The sequence below is a fragment of the Polymorphospora sp. NPDC050346 genome, from assembly GCF_040655695.1.
Classification (GTDB): Bacteria; Actinomycetota; Actinomycetes; order Mycobacteriales; family Micromonosporaceae; genus Polymorphospora; species Polymorphospora lycopeni.
In genome coordinates this window covers 149,637-176,170 of record NZ_JBFAKM010000013.1, presented here as the reverse complement: position 1 = coordinate 176,170, position 26,534 = coordinate 149,637, and the positions used below count along the sequence as shown (strand labels likewise).

The window sequence follows — 26,534 nt, the reverse complement described above, 5'->3', positions numbered from 1 at the left end:
TTACGCGGCGCGGATCCAGCCGGGGTCGTTCGGCGCCGGGATCCGCATGCCGACCGCGCCGCGCTGGCCGTACACGGCGATGCCGCCGTGGCCGTGCGCGCCGAGGGTGGTCGCCAGCCGGTCCACGAAGGACATCGCCGCCGGGCCGCCGGCGTCGGCCGACTCGCAGGCCGAGACGAAGATCCGGCCCCGGTAGTCGGCGGGCAGCAGGTGTTCGAGGTTGACGTACAGGTCGCCGGCGGTGAGGAAGAGGTCCTTCTTCTTGTCACCGATCACCGGCTGGGGCGGGGAGATCCAGCCGGTGCCGTCGTACGCGCCGTGGGAGGAGACGAACAGGTCCTCGTCGACGCCGAGCCGGGGGATGACCTGGCTGAAGACGCGGTACGTGGTCCCGTACACCCGGGGGTTCTGCCTGGACTGTTTCTCGGCCTCGCGGACGAGGAGGTCGTCGTCGGTGCACACGGTGATGATCATTTTGGTTCCTCCGGTTCAGTCGGCGAGTACGGTGTTGGCGATGCTGTCCTTGGCGACCTTGCTGGTGGCGGCCGTGACCTGGTCCTTGACGGCCAGCCAGCCGTCCCAGGCGAGGCCGAGCTGGACGCCGAACGAGTCGACCTTGAAGGTGGACGAGTCGTGCTCGACGAACAGCGACTCGAAGCTGCTGGCCGAGAAGTCGAAGCTGTAGTAGACGAGCCAGATCTTGGCCATGCCGGTCGACTGGTCGATGGTCAGCGGCCCGACAGCGGCCTGCACCCGGTGCTCGTGCACCGAGGCGGACTGCCACCACACGTTGCGGAAGTTGGTCGCGCCGGGGTCGGCGGCATCCTTGAGCGCGGCGAACATCGACTCGATGGAGCCGGCCGTGATGCCGAGATAGGCGCCGAGGATGTCGGCCATGATGCCGATGACGTTGATCGAGGTGCCGGACTTGCTCTGGTCCCACTTCAGGCTCTCGTAGCTGGTCGTCGTCCAGCCGCACTGGGCGAGGTGCTTCTGAAGGCCGGTCCAGTACGCCGGGTTGGACGGGTCGGTCAGCTTCTGCCCGGAGTTGGCGTCCTGCGCGAACAGCAGGGAGTTCTGCCACGCCTCCTGCTGGTCCCACAGGCTCGGCGGGCCGTCCCCGGCGGGACGGGTGCCGGCGACGGCGGCGAAGGCCTGCGGGGTGGCCGGCAGCACGCCCGCCGGGTTGAGGCCGGCGTCGCCGGTCGCGTACGACATCACGCCGGGCTGGTCGAGCGTCGGGTCGTGTTGCGAGCGGAAGCCCACCGAGGTCAGGGAGATGTTCTTCGGTCCGGTCGAATAGACCATGACCGCTCCTTTCGGTTGCCGCCCCGCCGGTCGGGGCGATGGGGACAGCAGACCGGGTGGGGCGTGTCGGCGGCGTCGCCCGACCGCCGTGCCCCGGCCGTCGCCGGGTCACCGCCGCGTCACCGCGATGCCGCCCGTACGTCCCGAACCGGCGTCCGTCGGGGGTGCGGGAGCGCGGCGGGTCCGGCGCCGGGGGCGACTCTGCGCGTACGCCGTGTCACCGGTGCGTCACCGTGACCTCGGGCGGCGGCGCGTGGGGCTCGTGTCGACCTCGATCGTTTGTGGCTCAGGCGGTCGACACGCCGGGCCGGAAGCGTCTGAACCGCAGACGATCACGAAGCGGTGCGGGGTGTGTGCCACAGGCGGGCGGAGCGCCACAGACGGGCGGGGCGGGGCGTGCCCACGGGCGGGCCGCCGTGGAGGGCGGTGGGTCAGCCGCGGGCGGTGCCGGTGGGCAGGTGCCGGGCGATCAGGTTGGTGACGCCCAGCCCGGGCGCGACCCCCAGGGCGGCGAGGTGGCCGCGGTAGCGGTGGTACTGGCGTAGCGCCTCGGCGACGTTGCCCTGCCGGAGGTGGGTCTCGATCAGCAGTTGGTTGGCGCTCTCCCGCAGTGGGTCGGCCTGGGCGGCCTGGAGGATGTGCGGCAGCGCCGGCCCGGCCTGCCCGGCGGCCAGCAGCTGTGCGGCGGTCGACTCGAACGCCTGCACCTGTAGTAGCCGCAGGCGTTCGCGCGGCTGCTCGACCCACTCGTCGTCGAAGCCGGGCAGCAGGGTGCGGACGGTGGTGACCGGGGGTGGCGCGGCCAGTTCCGCGGGGTCGCGGCCGGGCCGCACCGCGGCCAGTGCCCACCGCTCGACGAGGCGTACGTCGAGTTCGACCGGGTCGGCCAGGGCGAGCAGGTGCCGGGTGCTGACCACCAGCCGGGGCTCGACCTTCTGCAGCCGCCACAGGGCGGTGCGCAGGTCGGCGTTGGCCCGGCGCTGGGTGGTGTCCGGCCACAGCCGGCCGGCGAGTTCCTGCCGTTCGGTGACGTCGTGCAGGGCGAGCGCGGCCAGTAGCCGGGCGGCGCTCGCCGGCAGTACCAGCGGGGTGCCGCCACGCCGTACCCGGAACGCGCCGAGGAGTTGCAGGCGCAGCGGCGGCGAATCGGGCGCGGACGGCTGAGGCTCTTCGCCGGGTCGCATGGTCCTCCTGGCTGCCCGGTGCGGCGGGGGTGCCGCGCGGCGGAGCTTGCCTCCAAAGAGTCACCGGATAGACACGGATTGTAAATAGATGTGCGACACAGTGCGCTGATCGAGTGATTCCGCTCGGCCACCCTTGCCTCGCCGACCGGGCTGGGTACGATCCGCCGCCCGCGAGCCGAGCCCTCCCGTCGTGCCGGATGCGGAATCAGGCCGTACTCTATGGCGTTGACTGCGGTTGATCTTTGGATAATTGGAGCGAAATGGAGCTGTTGGCCAGCCCGGAGATCTGGATCGCGTTCGCGACCCTGCTCCTGCTCGAAATCGTGCTCGGCATCGACAACATCGTGTTCATCTCGATCCTGTCCGGCCGGCTGCCGGAGCACCAGCGGGCCAGGGCCCGGACCATCGGTCTGGCGCTCGCCCTGATCACCCGACTGCTCCTGCTCGCCTCGCTGTCCTGGGTGATCGGGCTGACGGCACCACTGTTCACCGTCTTCGGGCAGGAGATCTCCGGCCGCGACCTGATCCTGTTGATCGGCGGTCTGTTCCTGGTCGCCAAGGCGACGTACGAGATCCACGAACACCTCGAGGGCGACGACCACGGCAAGAAGAGCAAGGCCGCGTCGTTCGCCTCCGTCATCGCCCAGATCCTCGTCCTCGACATCGTGTTCTCGCTCGACTCGGTCATCACCGCCGTCGGCATGGTCGACGAACTTGCCGTGATGGTCGCCGCGGTCGTCGTCGCGATGGTCATCATGCTGGTGTCGGCCAGCGCGGTCAGCAACTTCGTCAACAAGCACCCGACGGTCAAGATGCTGGCCCTGGCGTTCCTGGTGCTGATCGGCGCCAGCCTCGTCGCCGAAGGACTCGACCAGCACATCCCCAAGGGCTACGTCTACGGCCCCATCGCGTTCTCGATCTTCGTCGAGTTCCTCAACCTGCGGGTCCGGTCCCGGCAGAAGCGCGAACGCTCCGCGCCGGTGCACCTGCACCCGACGTACGTCAAGAACGGCGCGGAGCAGGGCGGGGCCGCACTCGCAACGGCCCGCCCGACCGGACAGAAGACCCAACTCCCCAAGCAGCCCGGCAACGCCGGCCAGCAGGGCAGGGCCGGACAGCCGAACCGCAGCGGGCGGCCGGGCAACACCAACCGGCCCGGCAAGGGCGGGCGCGGCGGCCGGTCCGGCCGCGGCTGAGAACCGGCCGGCGACCGGATCAGCCGTCGCCGGCCACGCTGTCCAGGAAGGCCCGGCGCCCGTCCAGGTACGCACCGAAGTCACGTACCCGGATCAGCCGGACCGCGTCGGGCCCGACACCCGTCGCCTCCACGACGACCGGGTGGTCGCCGAGCACCGCCTCGGCGATCCACCCGCCATCGTGCGGCCACCGGGCGAACTCCCGTGGCTCGCCGTCGACCACGATCGTGACGGCCCCGGGCACCTCCGCCCGCAGCGCGGCGTCGAGCCGGTCGAACACCTCCGCCGACGTCGGCCACTCGCGCTCCAACGCCAGCGCCCGCCGCCGCTCCCGCGCCACGTGCGCGGCGCCCACCCGGGCCGTGACCACCCGGACGTACGGACCCGGTCCTTTCGGCCGGCCGTGCGCGAGACCGATGGCCTGCAACACCCCGCTCTCCAGGCCGCACTCGTCAACGAGGCGAAGACCGGCCCAGCCGTCGAGCCCGTAGAGCGGCAGCGCCGGCAGGTGCCGGGCGATCTCGCGCTGCTGCTCGTCGAGCATGCGCCGAAACTGCTCGGGAGTGAGTTTTCCGCCGTACCGCATGCCGCTCCTCCGGTCCGCCGGGTCGCCACGATGCCGTCGCGGGTCATTCTGCCGCTCCGGACGGTGCCGGGGCGGTCCGCACCGGCACTTCGGGCAGGGCGGACAACCGGGGGACTTCACGCACGCCGTCCGCTCGGTCAGACTGTCCCGGCCGAGCCACGGACCGCCGACCACGAGTACCGGCGGGCCCGGCGTCGGCGGACCGACCAGCACCAGCGACCGACCGTCGAAGGGGAAGAGCACATGTCGACCGCACCCGCCCAGCCCGCACCGGACCTGGCGACACTCGACGCGATCCAGCGCCGGGTGCTGTGGCTGGCCGTCCGGATGGTCGACGCGGCCAACCGTGAGCGGCCGAACACCGAGGGTGTCAAGGTCGGTGGGCACCAGGCCTCCAGCGCGTCGATGGTGTCGCTGATGACCGCCCTCTACTTCGCCCACCTCGACGCCGCCGACCGGGTCAGCGTCAAGCCGCACGCCTCCCCGGTGCTGCACGCCATCAACTACCTGCTCGGCAACCTGGACCGCTCCTACCTCACCCGGCTGCGCTCGTACGGCGGGCTCCAGTCGTACCCGTCGCGGACCAAGGACCCGGACCGGGTCGACTTCTCCACCGGCTCGGTCGGGCTCGGCGCCGCCGCGCCGCTGTTCGGCGCGGTCACCCGCCGGTACGTCGACGCGCACTTCGGCCCCCGCCCACCGGCGCGGTTCGTCGCCCTGCTCGGCGACGCCGAACTCGACGAGGGCAACATCTGGGAGGCGATCGCCGACCCGGCGACCCAGGGCCTCGGCAACGTCATGTGGGTCGTTGACTTCAACCGGCAGTCGCTGGACCGGGTGGTGCCCGGCGTACGGATCGGGCAGTGGTCGGCGCAGTTCCAGGCGGCCGGCTGGCACGTCGTCGAACTGCGCTTCGGCGGCCGGCTCAGCGAACTGTTCACCCGGCCCGGCGGCGACGCGCTGCGCCGCTGGATCGAGGAGATGCCGAACGAGCGCTACCAGTCGCTGTTCGCGCTGAACCCGGGGGAGGCCCGGAGCCGGTTCACCGAGGACGCGCCCGCGGCCGTCGTCGACCTGCTCGCCGACCTGTCCGACGAGGAGGTGTTCGCCGCCGTCACCGATCTCGGCGGGCACGACCTGGCCAGCCTGCTCGACGCGTTCGCCGAGTGCGACCGGGTCACCGACCGGCCGAGCGTGGTCTTCGCGTACACGGTCAAGGGGTGGGGGCTGCCGATCGCCGGCAACCCGCGCAACCACTCGCAACTGCTCGGCGGCGAGCAGATCGCCGCGCTGCGGGAGGCGACCGGGCTGGCCGACGACACCGAGTGGGACCGGTTCGACGCCGCGTCGGGCGAGGGGATCTGGTGCAACCGGCGGCAGGAGGCGCTGCGGCTCGAACCGGCGCCGCGGCGGCTGGCGGTGACCGTACCGGAGGCGACCGGGGCCGGCCGGGCCGGCCGCAAGCCGGTGTCGACGCAGGAGGTGTTCGGCCGCACCCTGGTCGACCTGTCCCGCGACGCCGACCTGGCGCCCTACCTGGTCAGCACCGCGCCCGACGTGGCGACGTCGACCAACCTCGCCGGGTTCATCAACCGGATGGGCGTCTTCCACCCGATCGAGCAGCGCGCCTGGTCGGTCGACCCGGCGCTGAAGTGGACCGAGAGCCCGAAGGGGCAGCACATCGAGCTGGGCATCAGCGAGATGAACCTCTTCCTGCTGCTCGGCCAGCTCGGCCTGGCCTGGGACCTGTCGCACCAGCCGCTGATCCCGATCGGCACCGTCTACGACCCGTTCGTCCTACGTGGACTCGATGCCTTCGTCTACTCGGTCTACTCCGGGGCCCGGTTCATCGTCGCCGGCACCCCGTCCGGGGTGACCCTGGCCCCCGAGGGCGGCGCCCACCAGTCGACCATCACCCCCAGCGTCGGCCTCGAACTGCCCGGGGTGACGCTGGTCGAGCCGGCGTACGGCACCGCGCTCGACTGGCTGCTGTGCGACGCGGTCGGCCACATCGCCGCCGGCGGCGACACCCCGACCACCGCCGCCCCCGCCGAGGCCGCGTCGTACTACTTCCGGCTCTCGACCCGGCCGATCGACCAGGCGCCGTTCGAGGCCGCCCGGCAGCGGCTCGGCGACGTCGTGCTGCGCCGGCAGGTGCTCGCCGGCGCCTACCGGCTGCTCGACCCGTACGACAGCGCCCCGCACCTGCGGTCGCGGCCCGGCGGCGAACCGGCGCCGTCGGTGGTGCTGGCCGCCTCCGGCGCGGTGCTGCCCGAGGTGCTGGCCGCGGCGGCCGAGCTGATGAACGAGGGCGTAGCCGCCCACGTCGTCGACGTGACCAGCGCCGACCGGCTCTATTCGGCGTGGCAGCGGACCCTGCGCCAGGGCATCCGTACGGCGACCACGCCGAGCACCGCCGGGGCGCTGCGGGCTGCCTTCGGCGGCACCCGCGGACCCGTCGTCACCGTCCATGATGGAGCATCGCACGCCATGGCCTGGCTCGGCGCCGCGCTCGGCGTGCACTGCGTACCGCTCGGCGTCGACTCGTTCGGCCAGTCCGGCACCGTCGCCGACCTCTACCGGGCGCACGACCTCGACCCGGGCAGTATCGTCAACGCCGCGCTGGCCGCCCTCGAACTCAGCCACACCGCGGAATCGACCCATCACATGGCGGCCGAATGACCACAGTCTGAAGCCCGGCCAGGCGGCCACCGAACCCGGTGACCGCCTGTCCGGAGCGCCCCCCGCCAGTCGCGCGGATCCGGACCCCGGCCACGAAACCAGCCGCCGGCCGGTCCCGGGCCGCATCCGGCACCACCCCCGACACCCCGCATGCCGGCACGGATGCCGGGTGGCCGACCCGGCCGGCGCGACACGCCGGCCGGCGCAGCCGGTAACGAAGTAATCCTCGGCCACCCCCGGCCGCAGGCCCGACAGGAGTTTCATGACCAGTACGAAGACCGACGGCTCGCTGTTCCTGCGCGAGTTCCTCCGGGCGCCGACCCGGACCGCCGCGGTCGCCCCGAGCGGTACGGCACTCGCCGACCAGATGGCCCTGCCGATCCCCGAGCGGGGCGAGCCGGTGGTGGTCGAGCTGGGACCCGGCACCGGCGCGTTCACCCGGGCGATCGAACAGCGGCTCGCCGGACGCGGGCGACAGTTGGCCGTCGAGCTCAACCCGACCATGGCCGACCACCTCGCCGCCCGGTTCCCCGGGGTGGAGGTCGCCCGCGGCAGAGCCGGCGACCTGCCGCAGATCCTCGCCGGGTACGGCATCGACCGGGCCGACGTCATCGTCAGCGGCCTGCCCTGGTTCGCCTACGAGGCGGACAGCGACGGCCCACCGCTGGTGCACACCCTCGCCTCGGTGCTGACCACCCAGGGCGTCCTGACCCAGTTCGCGTACACCTGGACCCGCTGGGCGCCGCCCGCCCGCCGGCTGCTGCACGGGCTGCGGGCCGGCTTCGAGGAGGTGGTCAGCGGCCGCACCGTGTGGGCGAACCTGCCCCCGGCGACCGTGTACTTCGCCCGCCGGCCGCGCTCCCTGCCGTGAGCGGCTGACGGCGGACGGAACCGGCCCGGCCGACGGCCGGGCCGGACCGCCGTCGACCGGTCTTCGGCCGGCCGGGTGTTCGCCGGCCGGTCTGTTCGCCGGCCGGTCTGTTTCTCGGCCGGGCCGGCCGGTGGTCGGCCCGGCCGGTCGTCGGGCCGGTCAGCTGAACGGGCGACCGCCGGCCGGGCGGGACGACAACGCGGTGAGTGGATCGACCGCCGGCTCGACGTGCAGGTCGACGTAGGTGCGGGCGAGGCGGTCCAGGTGTTGCCGCATGGCGACGGCGGCGCCCTCCTCGTCACCGGAGCGGATGTGTCGCAGGATCTGCGCGTGGTCGTGGGCGGTCTCGCGCCAGAACTGGGCCGGGGCCGGCGGGCGCAGGAACCGCGTGCGCAGCACCTGGAAGATCGGCTCGACGGTGAGCGGCAGCAGTTGGTTCCTCGCCGCCTTGAGCACCAGCGAGTGGAACGCGCGGTGCGGCTCGAAGTCGCCGCCGCGCTCGGCGAGGGCGCTCTCCTCCGTGACGCAGGCGGTCAGCTCGTCCAGTTCGTCTTCGCTACGCAGCCGGGCGGCCAGTCGGGCCGCCGGCACCTCGAACATCTCGCGTGCCTCGAGCAGTTCGCGTACGGAGATCACCTGGGCGCCGCTGAGCAGGCCGAGCCGGGTGGTGAGGTATTCGCGCAGCTTGGCGGGGTCGGCCGCCATCACGAAGGTGCCGCCGTTGATCCCGCGGCTGGTGCTCACCAGATCCTGGGACGACAGGAGGCGCAGGGCCTCGCGGATCGTGCTCCGGCTGACCCCGAAGATCGTCGACAGTTCCGGCTCGATGGGCAGCCGGTCACCCGGCCGCAGTGAACCGGTGACGATCGCCTCGCGCAGTTGGTCAGCCACTTGAACATAAGCCGGACGAATTCGTGAGACAGGCAGTTTCGCTGCTGATGGACCGGATCGTTGCGGCCCGGTTGGCATTGTTGAAGATGAGGACCGAGGTCGGCGGGTGGCCATGGCGCTATTGTAAGACGTAAAGGTTGAATAATGGTTGCCCGACTGCGCAAAAAGTACGTCCGCTGATATTACGCCGACCCCCGTCCCTTCGTGACACCGGTACGTCCCGAGGCCGACCGACGCGGCCCGACGGCCATACGGCGCAAGGCATCGCGGCCCACCGGCCATCCGCGCCGGAGGTGCCGGGAACCGTGACCGCCGGTCGACGGTGCGGGCGGAAGCGTGCCCCGGAATAGTCGCCGATCATGGAGCCGATAAAGCGCCGATCGGGTGCGGTGCCGGGGCGATGAAGTCGACCATCGGCACACCGTTTCCGGGCTGGAAGCGGATCTGTCGGAAGGTGGCCACCGGTGGAGGGCCTTCGTGTTCCGGAATGCGGGAACCATGTCTTCTGCCCACCGGCGACCAGCAATTTCCCTGCTCCTTTCAAGGTCGTTCCGGCGCCCTCGGATGAACCATGATGTGAGATGGCTGTCCCGAGAAGTGGGAGCGGGGGATAGTGTCGACGCCTCGACGAGGAGAGGCGGGCGCCATGACGATCTACACCCACGGCCACCACGAGTCGGTGCTGCGCGTGCACCGGTGGCGAACCGCCGACAACTCCGCCGCCTACCTGCTGCCCCACCTCGTCTCCGGCATGTCGGTCCTCGACGTCGGATGTGGGCCCGGCACGATCACCGCCGACCTCGCCGCCCGGGTCACCCCGGGCCGGGTCACCGCCGTCGAGATCACCGCCGCCGCGCTCGGCCTGGCCCGCGACGAGGCGGGCGCCCGCGGCCAGCGGAACATCGACTTCGCCGTCGCCGACGTACACGAGCTGCACTTTCCCGACGGCAGCTTCGACGTCGTGCACGCCCACCAGGTCCTGCAACACGTCGCCGACCCGGTCCGGGCGCTCGCCGAGATGCGCCGGGTGACCAGACCCGGCGGCGTGGTCGCCGCCCGCGACGCCGACTACGCCGCGTTCGCCTGGTTTCCGCAGGTGCCGGAACTCGACGAATGGCTCGACCTCTACCGGCGGGCGGCCCGCGCCAACGGCGCCGAGCCGGACGCCGGCCGGCGGCTGCTGTCCTGGGCCAGGGCGGCCGGATTCACCGACGTGACCGCCACCGCCGGCGTCTGGTGCTTCGCCGAACCCGACGACCGCCGGTGGTGGGGTGGAAACTGGGCCGAGCGGGTCACCCGGTCTGACCTGGCCCGCCAACTCCGGGTGCTCGGCGCCACCGACGACGACCTGCGGCGCATCGCGGCCGGCTGGCGGGAGTGGGTCGAGGCCGCCGACGGCTGGTTCGCCGTGCCGCACGGCGAGATCGTCTGCCGGGTCCCGGCCTGACGCCGGTGCCGCTCCGGTGCCGGTACGACCCCGGGCGCGGGAGCGGTCCGACGTCGACCCGGCCCACCCGGGCGCGTCAGCGCCGGCGCACGATGCCGTGCACGAAGCGGCCGTTGCTGAACTCCGACACGTTGACCAACTCCCAGCCGGCCTGCTGCAACACCTCGACCGCCATGAGCACTTCCGTGACCGGGGACGTCCCGCCCGAGAAACCGTAGCGGGCGACCACCGACACGTGCCGGAACGGATATCCGCGCAGGTCGACCTGGTTGCGCAGGATCGCGTCGGCGCTGACCGTGCGGGTCTTGGCGATCTTGTCAGGCGTGGACGGAAGGGCCATCCCCGCACCGTAGGCGGCGAGTTCAAGCTGTCACACCTTCGGAAACCGGCGCCGCGGTAGGCGGGGCGGGCGGCCGGACGTCGTGCGGGCTCTTGAGCGTCCGCATCCGGCGGGTGAGCATCGGCAGGCCGGACAGGGCCAGCCCGACCGCGCCCACGGCCACGCCCGCCCGGCTGCCGGCGGCCTGGCCGACGAACCCGCCGGCCGCACTGCCCAGCGGCAGGATGCCGTAGATCAGCAGCCGGTAGCCGGCGTTGGTGCGGGCCAGCGAGCCGCGCGGCACCACGATCTGGCGCAGGGTGACCGACAGGACGTTGGCGATGCCGAGCCCGATCCCGCTGACCAGTTGCACGGCGGCCAGCCCGACGGCGAGCCCCGTGCCGGTGCCCGGCAGCACCGCGATCACCAGCGGGAACCCGCAGGACAGGAGCATCCCCACGATGAATCCGCGCCCGTAGCCGATCCGGCCGGTCAGCCGCAGTGCCAGCATCGTGCCGATGAACGCGCCGACACCCGCGGCGGACAGAGCCAGCCCGAACATGCCGGCGTTGAGGCCCCGATCGGTGACGGCGAAGACGACGAGGTTGACCGTCAGGATCTGGAACGCCCCGTTGTAGACGGTCGCGTACGCGGCCAGCGCCCGCAGGAACGGGTTGACCGCGACGGCCCGCAGCCCCTCCAGCAGTCCGGGCCGGCCCGCCACCGGCGGTGGCGGGGGTTCGGGACGGCGCGCCCCGGCCACACCGAAGGCGCTCAGCACGTAGCTGACCGCGTCCAGCGCCACCGCCATCGCCGGACCGACGAGCTGGGCCAGCCCGCCGGCCAGTCCCGGCCCGGCCACCTGCGCCGCCGTCGTCGACCCCTGCGTCGCCTGGTTCGCCGCCGGCAGGTCGTCCTCCTCGACCAGCGTCGGGACGTATGCGAAGCTCGCCAGTTCGAAGACCACGCTGGCGGCCCCGACGACGAACGCCACCACGACCAGCAACGGAATCGAGAGCAGGTCGACCACATAGGCCACCGGTACGGCGGCCAGCGCGACCGCCCGCACGATGTCGGTCACCACCATGACCTGCCGGCGCCGGCGCCGCTCCAGCCAGTGGCCGACGAACAGCGACAGCAGCAGGTTGGGCAGGAACGTGGCGGTGGCGATGGCGGCGACCCCGGCCGCGCCCGCGTCGAGGGTCAGCGTCGCCAGCAGCGGCAGCGCCACCGCCGTGACGTGCGTGCCGGCGACCGACGCGGTGTGGCCGAACCAGAACCGCCGGAAGTCCTGGTTGCGGCGCAGAAGGCCGGTCTTCGTTACCACTTGGGGGTTCCCTTCCAGTAACGGTTACCGCATGATGATGCCACAGCGGTAACGTGTAGTCATGACGCAGCCAGGCGACCGCGCACCGGCACCCGGCGCGCTCACGCTCGTGCAGGATTTCGCCAACACCGCCGACCTCGCCGGTGGACACGACGGCCTGGGCGGCCCCGACGACCTCACCGCCCTCTGCGCCGCCCACGGGCTCACCGACGTGTGGTTCGACGAGACCGACATCGCCGAGGCCCGCCGGCTCCGCGAGGTGCTACGCGACGTGTGCGAGGCGCACACCGGCGTCGAGATCCCGGCGGCCAGCCTCGCCGTCCTCGACGCGATGCTGGACGGGGCGCCGCTCGTGCTCTCGGTCGACGCAGGCGGGCAGGCCCGTGCCCTGCCACGCCCCGGGCTCACCGGTCTGTCCGCCCTCACCGCCGCACTCGCGGCCCGGATCCTCGCCGCCGCCGCCGACCGCACCTGGCCCCGCCTGAAGGCCTGCGGCGCCCACGACTGTCGATGGGTCTACTACGACCACAGCCCGGCGGGGCGCAGCCGCTGGTGCACGATGAGCATCTGCGGCAGCCGCGCCAAGATGCGCGCCTACCGGGGGCGGGGCCGGCCGGTCAACGCCAGCGTCGTACCCGCCCGCAGGTGACGACGGCGGAGCTTCGGTGCTCCGCGTAAACGGTTGTGCGCGGTGAGTGTGGATCTCTACTGTTTGGACGTGCTCTCAAGATCTCGATACCGCCCCCACCCCGCGCGGTTCGCCGGCCGGCTGCCGCGCCTGATCACCGCCTCCGTCGTCGCCGTCGCCCTGGTGGCGGTCGGCCCGGCTCCCGCGTCCTCGGCCCCGATCTCCGCGACGACCGCCGGCCCGCCGCCGCCGACGGTGTCGGGGGACCCGTACGTCCCGATGTCGGCCGGCACCTGGAACGGCGGGGTCGGCCAGCCGGGCACCTTCACGTTCGGCGCCAACGGCTCGCCCGACGTGGTGCGCTACGTCTACCAGCTCAACGGCGGCAACGCGGTGTGGGCGACCGCCGGCGAGCCGCGGGCCGAGCAGTTGCCCGCCGACCAGCGCCAGGTCTCGACCGACGTGACCGGCTACGGGGCGGTGAACGCGACCCGGACCCGGGTCACCACGCTTGGCCACGACTCCGACGACTCGCTGGCGGTCACCCCGATCGCGGCGGGCGGCGGTGCCAGCGGCGCGATCGGCGACACGTTCGCCACCGTCGACGGCGACCGCGGCGGGCTGCGGTCCGGCATGCAGCCCGGGAAGCGGTACGAGATCTCGGCGTGGATCTACGTGCCGGCGGCGACCGGCCTGGCGCCCACCGGGACGATCGGCCGGGAGCGGGGCCTGCGCCTCGTCGCCTTCTACAAGGCCGGCCCGACGTACACCGCGGTGCATTCGTCGCGGGCGTCGAGGACCGACACCTGGCAACGGCTCTCGGTCATCATGGACGTTCCGCCCACCGCCACCGACGCCTTCTTCCGGCTCTACAACGGGTTCGACGTCGGCTCCGGCAAGACCGTGTACTGGGACGACCTGTCCGTCCGGGAGTACGTCGAGACCACGAGCGAGGTGTCGATCACCCCGATCCGGGACGGCCTCAACGTCCTGTCCGTGCAGTCCTACAACTCGGCGTGGGTGGGCTCCGATACGACGGTCTACCGCTTCCTGGTCAACCCGAGCATCGGTGCGTGGAGCTGGAACATGGACGCCGGGGCGGGGACCGTCGCAGAGTCCGATCCCGCCGGCCACCCGCTGACCTTCACCGGCCCCGGCGTCTCGTGGGCCGCTCCGGGACGGGTCGGAGCCAGCGCGGTCACCCTGGCCGGCACCGACGACCTCTCCACGTCGGCGCCGGTGCTCGACACCGCCGCCCCGGCCGGGTTCACCGTTGCCGCCTGGGCCCGGCTAACCGACCTCGGACAGTCGCGGACGGCGATCTCCCAGGACGGCGATCAGGCGTCGATGTTCCGGCTCGGCTACCGCGACGACGTCGATGTCGACGGGGACAACCAGCCCGACCCCGCCTGGTGCTTCACGCTCGCCGCGACCGACTCCGCGACGGCGTCGCAAGCGGCCGCCTGCACGACCGACTTCGTCAACGTCGGCGAGTGGGTCAGCCTGGTCGGCATCTACGAGCCGTACCACGGACTCATCAAGATCTACGTCAACGGGCCACCGGATTTCGGCGGCACCCTGGCGCAGGCGCACTACACCGGCGAGTGGTCGGCCACCGGCGGCTTCGCCGTCGGCCGGGCCTGGTCCGGCAGCGATCGGTGGATTGGTGAACTCGACCACGTGCAGGCCGCGCAGCGGGCGTGGGGCGAGATCGATGTTCTCGTCCACATGCTCTGGTGACCTGGCTTACGGCCTGAACGATGAGCCGTTGGTGGGCGGTGCCGCATCGTGCAGCGCCCGCCGGGTGGCGGTCACCGCCGGGTGACCGTCACTCCCGGCGCGTACGGCGGTGAAGATCCGGCGGTGCTGGCGGGCGTCGGGGATCGGCAGCCGTACGACGTCCGGGGTGAACTCGGCCGGCACCAGCGCCGGAAGGAACGCCGCGGCCTGACCGGCGCGCACCAGGGCGGCCTGCACGAGCAGGTCGGTGCTGGTGTGCGCCACGTCGGGCTCGAACCCGGCGGCCCGGCACAGCGCCGTCGACCAGCTCCGGGCGACCGTACCGACCGATTCCATCACCCACGGGTGTCGCGCCAGGTCGGCGAGCCGGGTGATCCGGGTGCCGGCCGGCAGGACGAGCAGCATCTCGTCGCGGCACAGATCCTCCTGCTGCAACTCCGGCGGCCGGGGCGCCGGCCGGTCCGGATAGTCCTCGGCGACCACGAGGTCGAGGTCGCGGGCCAGCAGGGCCGGCAGCGCGATCTCGGGTTCCATGCCGGTGACCTCGATCCGCAGCGCCGGATGCCGGGCGCGCAGCCGGGTCAGCGCGCGGGGGACCAGGGTGAGTGCCGCGCTCTGGAAGGCGGCGACCCGCAGCGTCCCGGTGACCTCGGTCAGGCTGGCGGCGACGTCGGCCTCGGCACGTTCGAGTCGGGCCAGGATCGCGTCGGCGTGACCGACGAGCACCTGGGCGGGGGCGGTGAGACGGACACCCCGGCCGACGCGTTCGAGCAGCGGGGTGCCGACCTCGCGTTCGAGGACCGAGAGTTGTTGCGACACGGCCGACGGGCTGTAGGAGAGGGCCTCGGCGACGGCGGCGATCGTGCCGCGCATCGCGAGTTCGCGCAGCAGCCGCAGCCGGTGTACGTCCAGCATCCGTAAACCGTAAGCGGAACTGACGGGTTTCGTTCGGAAACATCCGCTGGACTGACGTACGGCTCGGCGCGGAGGCTGGAACCATGCTGACCGCTGCTGCCACCGACTCGTATCTGCGACCCGGGGCGCGGGCCTGGCGGTGCCGTCCGGCGCCGGCCGACGTACCCCGGTTCCACCGGGCCCTCGACGGCTACCGGCCGACGCCGCTGGTCGAACTGCCGGCCCTGGCCGCCGAGGTCGGCGTCGGCCGGCTCTTCGTCAAGGACGAGTCCGACCGGTTCGGGCTGCCCGCGTTCAAGATCCTCGGCGCCTCGTGGGCGATCCGGCAGGCGTTGGCGGACCGCGCGGACCGCGCGGACGGCGGGCAGATCACGCTCGTCGCCGCCACCGAGGGTAACCACGGACGGGCGGTCGCCCGGGTGGCCCGGATGCTGCGCCGGCCGGCCCACATCTTCGTACCGCAGACCATCGGCGCCGCGTCGGCGGCGGCCATCCGGTCCGAGGGCGCGACCGTGACCACCGTCCCCGACGGCTACGACGAGACGGTACGCCGGGCGGCGGCGTACGCGACCGGCGATCCGTCCCGGCTGCTGATCCAGGACACCGCGTGGCCCGGCTACGAGCAGGTTCCGGCCTGGATCGTCGAAGGCTACTCGACCCTGTTCCACGAGGTCGACGAACAGTTGGCGGCGGCCGGCGCGGCACCCGCGGCGCTCGTCGGCGTACCCGTCGGCGTCGGCTCGCTGGCCCAGGCCGCCGTCGTGCACCACCGCGACGGGCGGGGCCGCCCGGCGGCCCTGCTCGGCGTCGAACCGGCCGTCGCCGGCTGCGTCACCGCCAGCCTGCGGGCCGGCGCGCTGACCGAGGTGCCCACGGGAACGACCGTGCTTGCCGGGCTCAACTGCGGTGTGCCGTCCAGCCTCGCGTGGCCGTACCTGCGGGACGGGCTGGACGCCGCGACCACCGTGAGTGACAACGAGGCCGTGCGGGCGCGGGCCGACCTGGCCGCGCTCGGCGTGCCGGCCGGGCCGAGCGGCGCGGCGCCGCTCGCCGGGCTGCGCGCGATGCGGCACCACACCGACCTCGGCCTCAACCGGGCGTCCACGGTCGTCCTGCTCAGCACCGACGGCGCCGCCGGGCGTCCGGCGTGACCGCCGAGGTTGTCGCTGGGTGGTCGGCGTGACCGCCGACGTTGTCGCTCGGAGGCCGGCGTGACCGCCGACGTTGTCACCTTGCTGCGCGAACTCGTCGCGATCGACTCGGCGAACCCCTCGCTGGTGCCGGGGGCCGCCGGGGAGCGGACCATCGCCGGGTACGTCGAACGGTGGGCCCGCGACAACGGCCTGTCCGCGCGGATCGTCGCCCCGGACCCGACGCGGCCCAGCGTGATCGTGCGCGGCGGCGGTGGGGGAGGCGGGCGCACGCTGCTGCTCTGCGGACACCTCGACACCGTCGGGCACGGCACGATGACCGACCCGTTGACCCCGCGGGTCGACGGCGACCGGCTCTACGCGCGGGGCGCCTACGACATGAAGGCCGGGCTGGCCGCGGCGCTGATCGCCGCCCGGCAGGCGGCCCGGGACGGGCTGGCTGGTGAGGTCGTCGTCGCGGCCGTCGCCGACGAGGAACACGCCAGCCGGGGCGTGCAGGACGTGCTCGCCGCCGGCGGGCTGGACGTCGACGCGGCGATCGTCACCGAACCGACCGAGATGGCGGTCGCGGTCGGCCACCGCGGCTTCGTCTGGAGCGAGATCGAGGTGACCGGGCGGGCCGCGCACGGCTCCCGCCCGCACCTCGGCGTCGACGCGATCCTCAAGGCCGGGCCGGTGCTCGTCGCCCTCGCCGAACTCGACACCCGCCTGCGGCGAACCGTTCACCCGCTGCTCGGCAGCGGCAACCTGCACGGCTCGCTGATCGAGGGCGGGCGGGAGGAGTCGACGATCCCGGACCGCTGCCTGATCACCGTCGAGCGCCGTACGCTGCCCGGCGAAACCGTCGCCGACGTCGAACGCGACCTCGCCGAACTGCTCGACCGGTGCCGGGCCGCCGACCCGGACCTGGTCGTCACCAGCCGTACGACGCTGGCCCGCGACCCGTTCGAGACCGACCCGTCAGCCCCGATCGTCACCGCACTGGGGGCGGCCGTCGCGCGGGTGACCGGGCGGACGCCCGAGGTGACCGGGATGAGCTACTGGGCCGACTCCGGGTTCCTGGCCGCCGCCGGCATCCCGACCGTCCTGTTCGGACCGGGCGGGGACGGCGCGCACGCCGAGGTCGAGTGGGTCAGCCTCGCCGACACGGTCGCCTGCGCCGACAGCCTGATCGCCGTCACCCGGTCGTTCTGCGGCGAAGTCGAGTGACAGGGCCGCTGACGCCAGACACCGACTTCGGCACCGCCGACAGCCGGTCAGTGCTTCTGGCGTGAGTGGTGATCGTTAGCTGTTCCGCCGTTGTTACACGGCGTGTCGAGCTGCTGGGCAGCTGATGATCACAGGTGCCCCCGGGCCGCGGGCGGCCCGCGCCATGGTGCCAAGCGCCTGCTCGTTTGCCGAGATGATCGTCTGCTGCTCAGGTGTCGGCGGGTCGGCGTGTCGACTGTCTGAACAGCAGACGATCATGCCGGAGTGATCGTCAGGACGGGTCGTAGGAGAGGTTGGGGCGTAGCCAGCGTTCCATCTCGGCGACGCCGACGCCCTTGCGGGCGGCGTACTCCTCGACCTGGTCGCGGTTGATCCGCCCGATGGCGAAGTACCGCGACTCTGGGTGCGCGAACAGCAGGCCGCTGACGCTGGCGGCCGGCGTCATCGCGTAGGACTCGGTCAGGCCCATGCCGATGCTCGTCGCGTCGAGGATCTTGAAGAGCTTGTCCTTCTCGGTGTGGTCGGGGCAGGCCGGGTAGCCGAACGCGGGCCGGATGCCCCGGAACCGCTCGGCGTGCAGGTCCGCGAGCGACGGGTTCGCGTCCGGCTCGTACCAGCCGCGCCGGGCGGCGAGGTGCACGTATTCGGCGGCGGCCTCGGCGAGCCGGTCGGCGATCGCCTTGACCATGATCGCCCGGTAGTCGTCGTGCTCGGCCTCGTGGCCGGCGGCCAGCTCGTCGGCGCCGTGCACCGAGACGGCGAACGCGCCGACGTGGTCACCGCCGTCCGCCGGGGCGACGAAGTCGGCGAGGCTGCGGTTGGGACGGCCGCCCTCCCACAGCGCCTGCTGGCGCAGCTGCGGGAACCGGGTGCCGTCGGCGAGCACGATGTCGTCGCCCTCGGCGTGTGCCGGCCAGAAGCCGTAGACGCCACGGACCCGCAGCAGGTCGCCGGCCATGATCTCGTCGAGCATGGCGATCGCGTCGTCGTAGAGTTCGCGGGCGGCCGGCTCGTCGAGGATCGCCGGGAACTTGCCCTTCAGCTCCCAGGCGGTGAAGAAGAACTGCCAGTCGATCAGCGCGCGCACCTCGGCCAGCGCCGGCTCGACCGTACGGGTGCCGGTGAACGGCGGGGTCGGCAGGTCGGCGAAGTCGAGGCGTACCCGGTTGGCGCGGGCCTCGGCCAGCGACAGCAGCGGCCGCTTCTCCTTGGCCGCGTGCTGCTCGCGCAGCCGCTCCTGCTCCTCGCGGTTGGCCGTGTCGAGCCTGTCGGACCGGACCGGGTCGAGCAGGTCGGAGACGACACCGACGACCCGGGACGCGTCGAGCACGTGCACCGTCGAACCGGTGTACGCCGGGGCGATGCGTACGGCGGTGTGCTGCTTCGACGTGGTCGCCCCGCCGATCAGCAGCGGCAGCCGGATGCCCCGCCGGTCCATCTCCTTGGCGACGTTGACCATCTCGTCGAGCGACGGGGTGATCAGGCCGGACAGGCCGATCGCGTCGGCGCGCTCGGCGACCGCGGTGTCGAGGATCTTGGTGGCGGGGACCATCACGCCGAGGTCGATGACCTCGTAGTTGTTGCAGCCGAGCACCACGCCGACGATGTTCTTGCCGATGTCGTGCACGTCGCCCTTGACGGTCGCCATCACGACCTTGCCCTGGGCCCGGCTGCCGCCGACCCGGTTCTCCCGGATCGCGGCCTGCTTCTCCTCCTCCATGTACGGCTCCAGGTAGGCCACCGAGCGCTTCATCACCCGCGCGCTCTTGACCACCTGGGGGAGGAACATCTTGCCGGCGCCGAAGAGGTCGCCGACGACCTTCATGCCGTCCATCAGCGGGCCCTCGATGACGTCGAGCGGTCGGGCCGCCTCCAGCCGGGCCTGCTCGGTGTCCTCCTCGATGAAGTCGACGATGCCGTGCACCAGCGCGTGGGCCAGCCGCTTCTCGACCGGCGCCTCGCGCCAGGAGAGGTCGACGGCGCGCTTCGTGCCGGCCCCCTTGACCGTCTCGGCGAACGAGACGAGGCGGTCGGTGGCGTCCGGCCGCCGGTCGAAGATCACGTCTTCGACGAGTTCGAGCAGGTCGGCCGGGATGTCCTCGTAGACGACGAGCTGGCCGGCGTTGACGATGCCCATGTCCAGGCCGGCCCGGATGGCGTGCAGCAGGAACGCGGAGTGCATCGCCTCGCGTACGACGTCGTTGCCCCGGAACGAGAACGACAGGTTGGAGATGCCGCCGCTGGTCCGCGCCCCCGGGCAGCGTTCCTTGATCAGCGGGAGCGCCTCGATGAACGCCTTGGCGTAGCCGTTGTGCTCCTCGATGCCGGTGGCGACCGCGAGCACGTTCGGGTCGAAGATGATGTCCTCGGGCGCGAAGCCCGCCTTCTGCGTCAGCAGGTCGTAGGCCCGGGCGCAGATCGCCACCTTACGCTCGACCGTGTCGGCCTGACCCTGCTCGTCGAAGGCCATCACGACCGCGCCGGCACCGTAGTCACGGATCCGCCGGGCCTGCTCGAGGAACTGCTCCTCGCCCTCCTTGAGACTGATCGAGTTGACCACGGCCTTGCCCTGCACGCACTTGAGCCCGGCCTCCAGCACGCTCCACCGCGAGCTGTCGATCATGACCGGGATCCGGGCCACCTCGGGCTCGGTCGCGATCAGGTTGAGGAACGTCGTCATGGCCTGCTCGCCGTCGAGCAGGTCGGCGTCCATGTTCACGTCGAGCAGGTTCGCGCCGCCGCGTACCTGCTCCAGTGCGACGTCGACGGCGCCCTGGTGGTCGTCGGCCTCGATCAGCCGGCGGAACCGGGCCGAGCCGGTGACGTTGGTCCGCTCGCCGATCATCACGAACCCGGTGTCGGCGGTGATATCGAACGGCTCGAGCCCGCTGAACCGCGAGGCGGGCGGCCGGGTGACCGCCGGGCGGGGCGCCAGCGTGGCGACCTTCTCGGCGATCCGCGCGATGTGCGCCGGCGTGGTGCCGCAGCAGCCGCCGACCACATTGACGAAACCGGCCTCGGCGAACTCGCCGAGCAGCCGGGCCGTGTCGTGCGGCTGCTCGTCGTAGCCGCCGAACGCGTTCGGCAGCCCCGCGTTGGGGTAGCAGGCGGTGTAGGTGCCGGCGATGTTCGCCATCGCCTCCATGTGCGGGCGCATCTCGCTCGCGCCGAGCGAGCAGTTGAGCCCGACGAAGAGCGGCTCGGCGTGGGCGACCGCCGCCCAGAACGCCTCGACGGTCTGCCCGGACAGGGTGCGCCCGCTCAGGTCGACGATGGTGACCGAGATCCACAGCGGCAGGTCCGGGGCCACCTCGCGGGCCGCCGTGATCGCCGCCTTGCAGTTGAGCGTGTCGAAGATCGTCTCGATCAGCAGTACGTCGACGCCGCCCTCGGCCAGCGCCGCGATCTGCTCCGCGTACGCCGCCTTCACCTGGTCGTACGTCACCGCGCGGAACGCCGGGTCGTCGACCTTGGGCGACAGCGACAGGGTGACGTTGAGCGGCCCGACCGAGCCGGCGACGAACTTCCCGCCGGCCTCGTCGGCGGCCTGCCGGGCCAGCCGCGCACCGGCGAGGTTCATCTCGCGTACGGCCGCTTCCATGCCGTAGTCGGCCTGGCCGATGCTGGTCGCGGTGAACGTGTTGGTGGTGGTGATGTCGGCACCGGCCGCCAGGTATTGGCGGTGGATGTCGAGGATCACGTCCGGCCGGGTGATGTTCAGCAGGTCGGGATCGCCGGTCAGGTCGTGGCCGTGATCGGCGAATCGGTCACCGCGGTAGTCCGCCGGGGTCAGGGCGGCGCCCTGCAGCATCGTCCCCCACGCCCCGTCGAGAACGAGAATTCGCTGCTCAAGAAGGCTTCTGAGGGTTTCCGCGCGTCCCGCCACCATGCTCCCGTTCATAGGCTGAATTGCGCCGGCCGTGGGCGAACTGCTCCCGCGTGCCGAAAGGCCAAAGAAACATGATCCCCCACGAACTTCCAACCAAGGCTACCTTTCCCACTGGTCGGCCAGGGGCACCCGTCCCACCGCCGGCCCGCACCGCCCGCCCCCGAAGAACGGAGTTCCCCATGCCGGTCACCGTCACCTCCCGCATCGCCGGAAAACCCGCCGGCCAGGGTGAACCGGCCGGCCCCGGCGGGCGGTACCGGTCGGTGGACCCGGCCGACACCGGTCAGGTCGTGGCGGACGTGATCCTCGGCACCGCCGACACCTACCTCGCCGCCTGCCGGGCCGCCCGGGACGCCCAGGCCGCCTGGGCCGACGTTCCGGCCCCGGTGCGCGGTCGGGCCGTGGGGCACATCGGCCGGCTCGTCGAGGCCAACGCCGAAGCGCTCGCCGCCCTGCTCACCCACGAGATCGGCAAGCCGTACGCCGAGGCGCTGGGCGAGGTCCGCGAGATCGTCGACACCTGTGACTTCTTCCTCGGCGAGGGCCGGCGCCTCTACGGGCAGACCGTCCCGTCCGAGATGCCCGACAAGCAACTCTTCACCTTCCGCAACCCGGTCGGTGTGGTCAATGTCATCACCGCCGGCAACTTCCCGGCCGCCGTCCCGGCCTGGTACATCGTGCCGGCCCTGCTCGCCGGCAACACCGTGGTCTGGAAGCCGGCCGAATACGCCGCCGCCACCTCGCTCGCCCTCTACGAGCTGTTCGTGCGGGCCGGGCTGCCCGACGGCGTACTCAACGTCGTCTTCGCCGACGGCGAGACGACCTTCGACGGGCTGTCCGCGGCCCTCGACGAGGGACTGGTCGACAAGGTCGGCTTCACCGGCTCCAGCGCGGTCGGCGCCCGCATCGGCGGGTTGTGCGGCCGGCACCTCCAGACGCCGTGCCTCGAACTGGGCGGCAAGAACCCGATGGTGATCACCCCGTCCGCCGACCTCGACCTGGCCGTACGCGGCGCGCTCTTCTCCGGCTTCGGCACCGCCGGCCAGCGCTGCACCTCGCTGGGCACGGTGATCGTGCACGAGTCGCGGCACGCCGAGTTCCTGGCCCGGTTCACCGCGGCGGTCGCGGCGGCGCCGGTCGGCGACCCGACCGCGGCCGTGGTGTTCGGCCCGCTGATCGACGAGCGGTTCGCCCGCCGCTTCGAGGACTACCTCGGCTGGATCCAGCCGCACCACACCGTCTCCGGCTCGCCGCACACCGGTCGCATCACCGCCGACCGGCCCCGGCCCGGGTTCGTCGGCGATCCGGCGGCCGGCCTCTTCTACCACCCGACGATCGTCGACGGCGTACGCCCCGACGACGACCTGTTCCGCCACGAGACGTTCGGCCCGGTCGTCGGCGTGACGACCTACCGGGACCTGGACGAGGCGATCCGGCTGGGCAACCTGCCCGGCTACGGCCTGTCGGCGGCGATCTACACCGCCGACGCGGGGGAGGCGTTCGCGTTTCGCCGCGGGACCGGTGCCGGCATGGTCAGCGTCAACAACACCACCTCCGGGGCCGAGGCGCACCTGCCGTTCGGCGGCAACGGCCTCTCCGGAAACGGCAGCCGCCAGTCCGGCATCTGGGTCCTCGACCAGTTCACCCGCTGGCAGTCAGTCAACTGGGACCACTCCGGCACGCTGCAGAAGGCCCAGATGGACGTGGCCGACCTGACCCCGGACCTGACCTACCGCCTCCCCTGACCCACCCCCGCCCCCGCCCCCGCCCTCAAGTGCCACGTCCCTGCCCCCGACCCGCCCTCCAAGATCCGCGTGATCAGGGACCAAATCGGGCGGGTCGGCGGCGTGTCGGGGGAGTACGCCCCTGATCACGGGGATCTTCAGGGGGCGGGGTGGCCGATCGGGAGGGCGTAGAAGGCGGTGGCGTGTACGCCGTCGAGGAGCAGCAGCTGGTTGAGGTCGTCGTCGAAGAAGCCGCCCAGCGGCAGCGCCGACAGTCCCATCGCGGTCGTGGTCAGCAGCAGGTTCTGCGCGAGGTGGCCGGCCTCCATCGCGGCGTACCGGTAGGCACGCTGCCCGAACCTGGCCCGTAGCCCGCCGAGATCGGAGGTCACGAACAGCCACAGCGGCACCGCGTCGACGTCGATGCCGACATCGGCTCCGACACCGGCTCCGACGTCGGGCGGGGCGGTCAGCCGTGGCCGGGCGGCGAGCTGCGGGGCGATCCGCCGCAGCCGCCCGTCGGTGGGGCCGGGCGCGAGCCGGTGCAGCGTGTGTCCGGCCGGCCGGTACGCGTACAGCGCGGACACGATCCCGTCGACCCGGCGTGGCCACACCGACAGCGAGGCGGCCGGCCGGCCACCCGCCGTCGGATGGGCCAGCCGGGGCCGGGCGCCGCCGTCCGGCGTGGTGTCGCCGGCCGCGTAACGCAGCAACCGGGACAGGTCGTCGGCGGCCAGTGGTGCTACCGCGAACCGGCGGTGACTGCGCCGGGCCAGCAGCGCGTCGGCGAGCGACACGTCCGCGAGCACTCCGGCCGCGACCGCCGGCAGTCGCACGACGTCTCCGGCGGACGGCGGTCGTATGACGTCCCCGGCGGCCGACGGTCGTATGACGTCCCCGGCGGCCGACGGTCGTATGACGTCCCCGGCGGCCGACGGTCGTACGACGTCCCCGGGCGGCGGGACGTCTCCACCCGCCGCGACGGCGTCGGCCGGCGGGTGGGGGCCGTGCCTGGGGGACTGCGCCGACCAGCGGGAGCGGACATACTTCGCCCGCTCGTGGTGGACCCGGTCCGGTCCGTCCGGTCCGCCATCGTGGAAGCCGGCTGGTCCGGTCCCCGGCAGGTAGGCGAACGAGGCGAGCCATGCGACCTGGCATTCGGCCGCCGCGTCGAGCCCGATCCGGTTGTGCAGCAGGTGGATCTGGGTGGCGAGCACCGATCGCACGGTGGCCGGTGGCCCGACCGTCCGGGAGCGCGGCGCGTCGAGGTACGCGGCGACCGCGTCCGCCCAGAGCGCGACCGCCGTACGGGGTGTCTCGCGGGACTCGACCGACGCGGCGACGACCAGCCGGCGCTGCCGTACCCGGTCTGGATCGTCCTGGAAGTCGGCCTCGGCGGCGTCGAGTGCCGTCGACAGTTCGGTGCCGACGGCCTCCGGGCCGAGCGCCCGGCCGTTGGCGTAACCGCGCAGCAGGGCGACCGCGTCGGTGTCGCCGAGCCGGGCGGCGGCGACCGTCGCGAACAGCAGGTCCAGGCAGGCGGCCAGCCGCCGGCGGCCCGGCAGCCTGAGCACGGCGAGCGCGGCCCCGCTCGACTCGGCGGCCAGTCGCCCGGCCGCCCCGACCGCGGCCACCCCGGCCCAGGCCGCTCCGACGCCGCCCATCCCGACCTCGGCCGCTTCACCATCAGCCATCCCGGCACCAGCCATCGCGGCCCCGGCGGCTCCGCCGGGCCACAAAGCTCCCACCGGATCCTTGTCGGGTCCCGCCCCCGGCCCGCCGTCGGGCCCGGACTCCGTCGCGTACGGCGACTCGACGACCGTCCCGTGCGGATGCCAGCCGAGACGGTCGACACCGTCCGGCCACCCGAACCGGGCGTACCAGTGTTCCGGTACCAGCTCGCGCGGTGGCGGCGGCAGCGTGGCGACCTTCGCGGCCAGGTCGGTGCGGACCTGCCGGACGGTGTCGGGGTCGGCGCCGGCCAGCCGCCAGCGCAGGTGCGGGCCGCCCTGCCAGGACCGGTCGAAGTGCCACGATTCGACGAAGCCGTCCCGCAGCAGCCGGGTGGCGTACGGCCCGAGGTGTTCGCGCAGCACCGTGTCCATCTGTTCCGGCCCGCCGTGCAGGTGGACGTGGAACGAGTTCCAGGTGCTGGTCACAGCGGCGGCTCCTCCGGCAACGGTGCGGCCCGCGCGGAGTTGGCCGCCGTACGACGGCACCCGGCTCCACCCGCCTGGCCGGCGTCCCCAACCCTACCGACGCGGGCGGGGGGGTGATCGTCCTGAGGGGACGGCCCGGCCTGCGGCCGCCGGTGATCGGGTTCGTCTAGGGTTGCGCCATGACCAGCCTGTGGAAAGGCGTCACGGCCAAGCTCGGCAAGCTCACCGGCCGGCGGGAGGCGCCCGCGCCCGCCCGGCGGGAGGCGCCGGCACCCGGCCGTACGCCGAACGGCCGTACGATCCCCGCCGCCCGTCCCGCGCCGCCGCGCAACCGTCCGACCGGGGAGGTCCGTGACGGCCGGCTTCTCGTCTACGCGCCGCAGCTCGACGGGCAGGCGGATCCGGGCGAAATCGTGTGGACGTGGGTGCCCTACGAGGACGATCCCCGGCAGGGCAAGGACCGTCCGGTGCTGGTCGTCGGCCGCAAGGGGGCCACGCTGCTCGGGCTGATGCTTTCCAGCCAGGACGACCGGGACGGGCAGCGGCACTGGTTCGGGCTCGGCCCGGGGGCCTGGGACCGCGAGTCGCGGCCGAGCTGGGTACGCCTGGACCGGGTGATCGAGGTGGACGAGGACGGCATCCGCCGCGAGGGCGCGATCCTCGACCGGCGGCGGTTCGACCTGGTCGCCGCCGAGCTGCGCCGCGACTACGGCTGGAACTGAGGCGGGCACCCGGGCCCGCGCCGGGAGCCGGCCGGGCACCGGGAAGCAGCGGCGCACCGGGGAAACAGCGGCGCCGGGCTAGGTAGAGCGGTGGGGAGACGGCCGGGCGCCGGCGGTGGGTCGCCGGCGCCGGGGGCGCGGTCGGTCAGCGGCTGACGGTCAGTTCGGCCTCGCCCGGGTCGGCGTCCTTGACCAGGACGGTCACCCGGCCGACGGTGGCGGTCTCGCCCTCCTTGAGGGTCTTCGAGTCGCCCCGGTACGACACCTTCACCGAGTCGTCCTTCAGTTCGCTGACCCGAAGGTCGTACTTGAAGATCTTGGTCTTGGCCGAGCTCTTCGTCTTGACCGTGACCTCGCAGGTGTTGCCGCTGCACTTCTTCGTGGTGGTGCTGGCGCTGCACGCGGCGAGGCCGAGGAGGAGCAGCGGCGCCGCGATCGCGGCGGTCAGGATCTGCTTCGTTCGCATGACCGGAAGCTTGTCATCGAAGTAATGCCGGTGGATCAACCGGGGCACCGCTCTGGCACGTTCCCGGGACCGACCCGACCCGGACCGGCGGCGGGAGCGGAACAGACCGGACCGGACCGG

General features: G+C 72.7%; 21 protein-coding genes. 10 read left to right on the top strand and 11 right to left on the bottom strand.

Features of this window, described 5'->3' with window-relative positions:
- The 3 genes from AB0I42_RS16305 to AB0I42_RS16295 form a co-directional block, all read right to left on the bottom strand.
- Positions 1-474 carry a hypothetical protein gene (locus tag AB0I42_RS16305; protein WP_357538088.1) on the bottom strand — a complete coding sequence of 158 codons (474 nt, stop codon included), beginning with the start codon at positions 472-474 and terminating at the stop codon, positions 1-3.
- 15 nt (positions 475-489) lie between these two features.
- On the bottom strand, positions 490-1,308 hold the full coding sequence (locus tag AB0I42_RS16300; RefSeq protein ID WP_357538086.1) for a hypothetical protein: 819 nt from the start codon (positions 1,306-1,308) through the stop codon (positions 490-492).
- 431 nt (positions 1,309-1,739) lie between these two features.
- Positions 1,740-2,492 (bottom strand): BTAD domain-containing putative transcriptional regulator, encoded by a 753-nt coding sequence (locus AB0I42_RS16295; protein ID WP_357538085.1) that lies wholly within the window; start codon positions 2,490-2,492, stop codon positions 1,740-1,742.
- 260 nt (positions 2,493-2,752) lie between these two features.
- Between AB0I42_RS16295 and AB0I42_RS16290 the strand changes: the two genes are divergently transcribed.
- Entirely contained in the window at positions 2,753-3,688 is a 936-nt protein-coding gene (locus AB0I42_RS16290) for a TerC family protein (protein ID WP_357538083.1), read from the top strand.
- 19 nt (positions 3,689-3,707) lie between these two features.
- On the opposite strand, the gene AB0I42_RS16285 is transcribed toward AB0I42_RS16290, so the two are convergent.
- Positions 3,708-4,274, bottom strand: coding sequence for a hypothetical protein (locus tag AB0I42_RS16285; RefSeq protein ID WP_357538081.1), 567 nt, complete (start codon positions 4,272-4,274; stop codon positions 3,708-3,710).
- A 243-nt stretch (positions 4,275-4,517) separates the two neighbouring features.
- Here AB0I42_RS16285 and AB0I42_RS16280 point away from each other — a divergent pair, with 243 nt between their 5' ends.
- Both AB0I42_RS16280 and AB0I42_RS16275 read left to right on the top strand, forming a co-directional pair.
- Positions 4,518-6,956, top strand: a complete 2,439-nt coding sequence (locus tag AB0I42_RS16280) for a pyruvate dehydrogenase (protein ID WP_357538079.1) — start codon at positions 4,518-4,520, stop codon at positions 6,954-6,956.
- 262 nt (positions 6,957-7,218) lie between these two features.
- Entirely contained in the window at positions 7,219-7,827 is a 609-nt protein-coding gene (locus tag AB0I42_RS16275; protein WP_357538078.1) for an SAM-dependent methyltransferase, read from the top strand.
- Between the two features lie 159 nt (positions 7,828-7,986).
- Here AB0I42_RS16275 and AB0I42_RS16270 read toward each other — a convergent pair whose 3' ends face one another.
- The gene (locus AB0I42_RS16270; RefSeq protein WP_357538076.1) at positions 7,987-8,718 is read right to left on the bottom strand and encodes a FadR/GntR family transcriptional regulator; all 732 of its coding nucleotides are present in this window, start codon (positions 8,716-8,718) and stop codon (positions 7,987-7,989) included.
- 652 nt (positions 8,719-9,370) lie between these two features.
- On the opposite strand from AB0I42_RS16270, the gene AB0I42_RS16265 reads away from it, so the two are divergent.
- On the top strand, positions 9,371-10,165 hold the full coding sequence (locus tag AB0I42_RS16265; RefSeq protein ID WP_357538158.1) for a class I SAM-dependent methyltransferase: 795 nt from the start codon (positions 9,371-9,373) through the stop codon (positions 10,163-10,165).
- A 76-nt stretch (positions 10,166-10,241) separates the two neighbouring features.
- On the opposite strand, the gene AB0I42_RS16260 is transcribed toward AB0I42_RS16265, so the two are convergent.
- Together AB0I42_RS16260 and AB0I42_RS16255 are read right to left on the bottom strand one after the other, a co-directional pair.
- Positions 10,242-10,505: a transcriptional regulator gene (locus AB0I42_RS16260; RefSeq protein WP_357538074.1), complete on the bottom strand. Its 264-nt coding sequence runs from the start codon at positions 10,503-10,505 to the stop codon at positions 10,242-10,244.
- A 22-nt stretch (positions 10,506-10,527) separates the two neighbouring features.
- A complete protein-coding gene (locus tag AB0I42_RS16255; protein WP_357538072.1) occupies positions 10,528-11,811 on the bottom strand; it encodes an MFS transporter in 1,284 nt (427 codons plus the stop codon).
- Positions 11,812-11,872: 61 nt separating this feature from the next.
- Between AB0I42_RS16255 and AB0I42_RS16250 the strand changes: the two genes are divergently transcribed.
- Complete coding sequence (locus tag AB0I42_RS16250) at positions 11,873-12,460, top strand: CGNR zinc finger domain-containing protein (protein ID WP_357538070.1); 588 nt, start codon at positions 11,873-11,875, stop codon at positions 12,458-12,460.
- 69 nt (positions 12,461-12,529) lie between these two features.
- The gene (locus AB0I42_RS16245) at positions 12,530-14,179 is read left to right on the top strand and encodes a LamG-like jellyroll fold domain-containing protein (protein WP_357538068.1); all 1,650 of its coding nucleotides are present in this window, start codon (positions 12,530-12,532) and stop codon (positions 14,177-14,179) included.
- Between the two features lie 6 nt (positions 14,180-14,185).
- On the opposite strand, the gene AB0I42_RS16240 is transcribed toward AB0I42_RS16245, so the two are convergent.
- Entirely contained in the window at positions 14,186-15,094 is a 909-nt protein-coding gene (locus AB0I42_RS16240) for a LysR substrate-binding domain-containing protein (RefSeq protein WP_357538066.1), read from the bottom strand.
- An 83-nt stretch (positions 15,095-15,177) separates the two neighbouring features.
- Between AB0I42_RS16240 and AB0I42_RS16235 the strand changes: the two genes are divergently transcribed.
- Both AB0I42_RS16235 and AB0I42_RS16230 read left to right on the top strand, forming a co-directional pair.
- Positions 15,178-16,245: a pyridoxal-phosphate dependent enzyme gene (locus AB0I42_RS16235; protein ID WP_357538065.1), complete on the top strand. Its 1,068-nt coding sequence runs from the start codon at positions 15,178-15,180 to the stop codon at positions 16,243-16,245.
- Positions 16,246-16,305: 60 nt separating this feature from the next.
- A complete protein-coding gene (locus tag AB0I42_RS16230) occupies positions 16,306-17,454 on the top strand; it encodes a M20/M25/M40 family metallo-hydrolase (protein ID WP_357538063.1) in 1,149 nt (382 codons plus the stop codon).
- A 271-nt stretch (positions 17,455-17,725) separates the two neighbouring features.
- Here AB0I42_RS16230 and metH read toward each other — a convergent pair whose 3' ends face one another.
- Positions 17,726-21,343: a methionine synthase gene (gene metH / locus AB0I42_RS16225; protein WP_357538061.1), complete on the bottom strand. Its 3,618-nt coding sequence runs from the start codon at positions 21,341-21,343 to the stop codon at positions 17,726-17,728.
- Between the two features lie 179 nt (positions 21,344-21,522).
- Between metH and AB0I42_RS16220 the strand changes: the two genes are divergently transcribed.
- Positions 21,523-23,088 carry an aldehyde dehydrogenase family protein gene (locus tag AB0I42_RS16220; protein WP_357538059.1) on the top strand — a complete coding sequence of 522 codons (1,566 nt, stop codon included), beginning with the start codon at positions 21,523-21,525 and terminating at the stop codon, positions 23,086-23,088.
- A gap of 137 nt (positions 23,089-23,225) precedes the next feature.
- Here AB0I42_RS16220 and AB0I42_RS16215 read toward each other — a convergent pair whose 3' ends face one another.
- Positions 23,226-25,226, bottom strand: a complete 2,001-nt coding sequence (locus AB0I42_RS16215; RefSeq protein WP_357538057.1) for a lantibiotic dehydratase C-terminal domain-containing protein — start codon at positions 25,224-25,226, stop codon at positions 23,226-23,228.
- A gap of 179 nt (positions 25,227-25,405) precedes the next feature.
- Between AB0I42_RS16215 and AB0I42_RS16210 the strand changes: the two genes are divergently transcribed.
- Positions 25,406-25,948: a type II toxin-antitoxin system PemK/MazF family toxin gene (locus AB0I42_RS16210; protein ID WP_357538055.1), complete on the top strand. Its 543-nt coding sequence runs from the start codon at positions 25,406-25,408 to the stop codon at positions 25,946-25,948.
- Positions 25,949-26,093: 145 nt separating this feature from the next.
- Here AB0I42_RS16210 and AB0I42_RS16205 read toward each other — a convergent pair whose 3' ends face one another.
- Positions 26,094-26,414, bottom strand: a complete 321-nt coding sequence (locus AB0I42_RS16205) for a hypothetical protein (protein ID WP_357538054.1) — start codon at positions 26,412-26,414, stop codon at positions 26,094-26,096.
- Between the last annotated feature and the right edge of the window lie 120 nt (positions 26,415-26,534).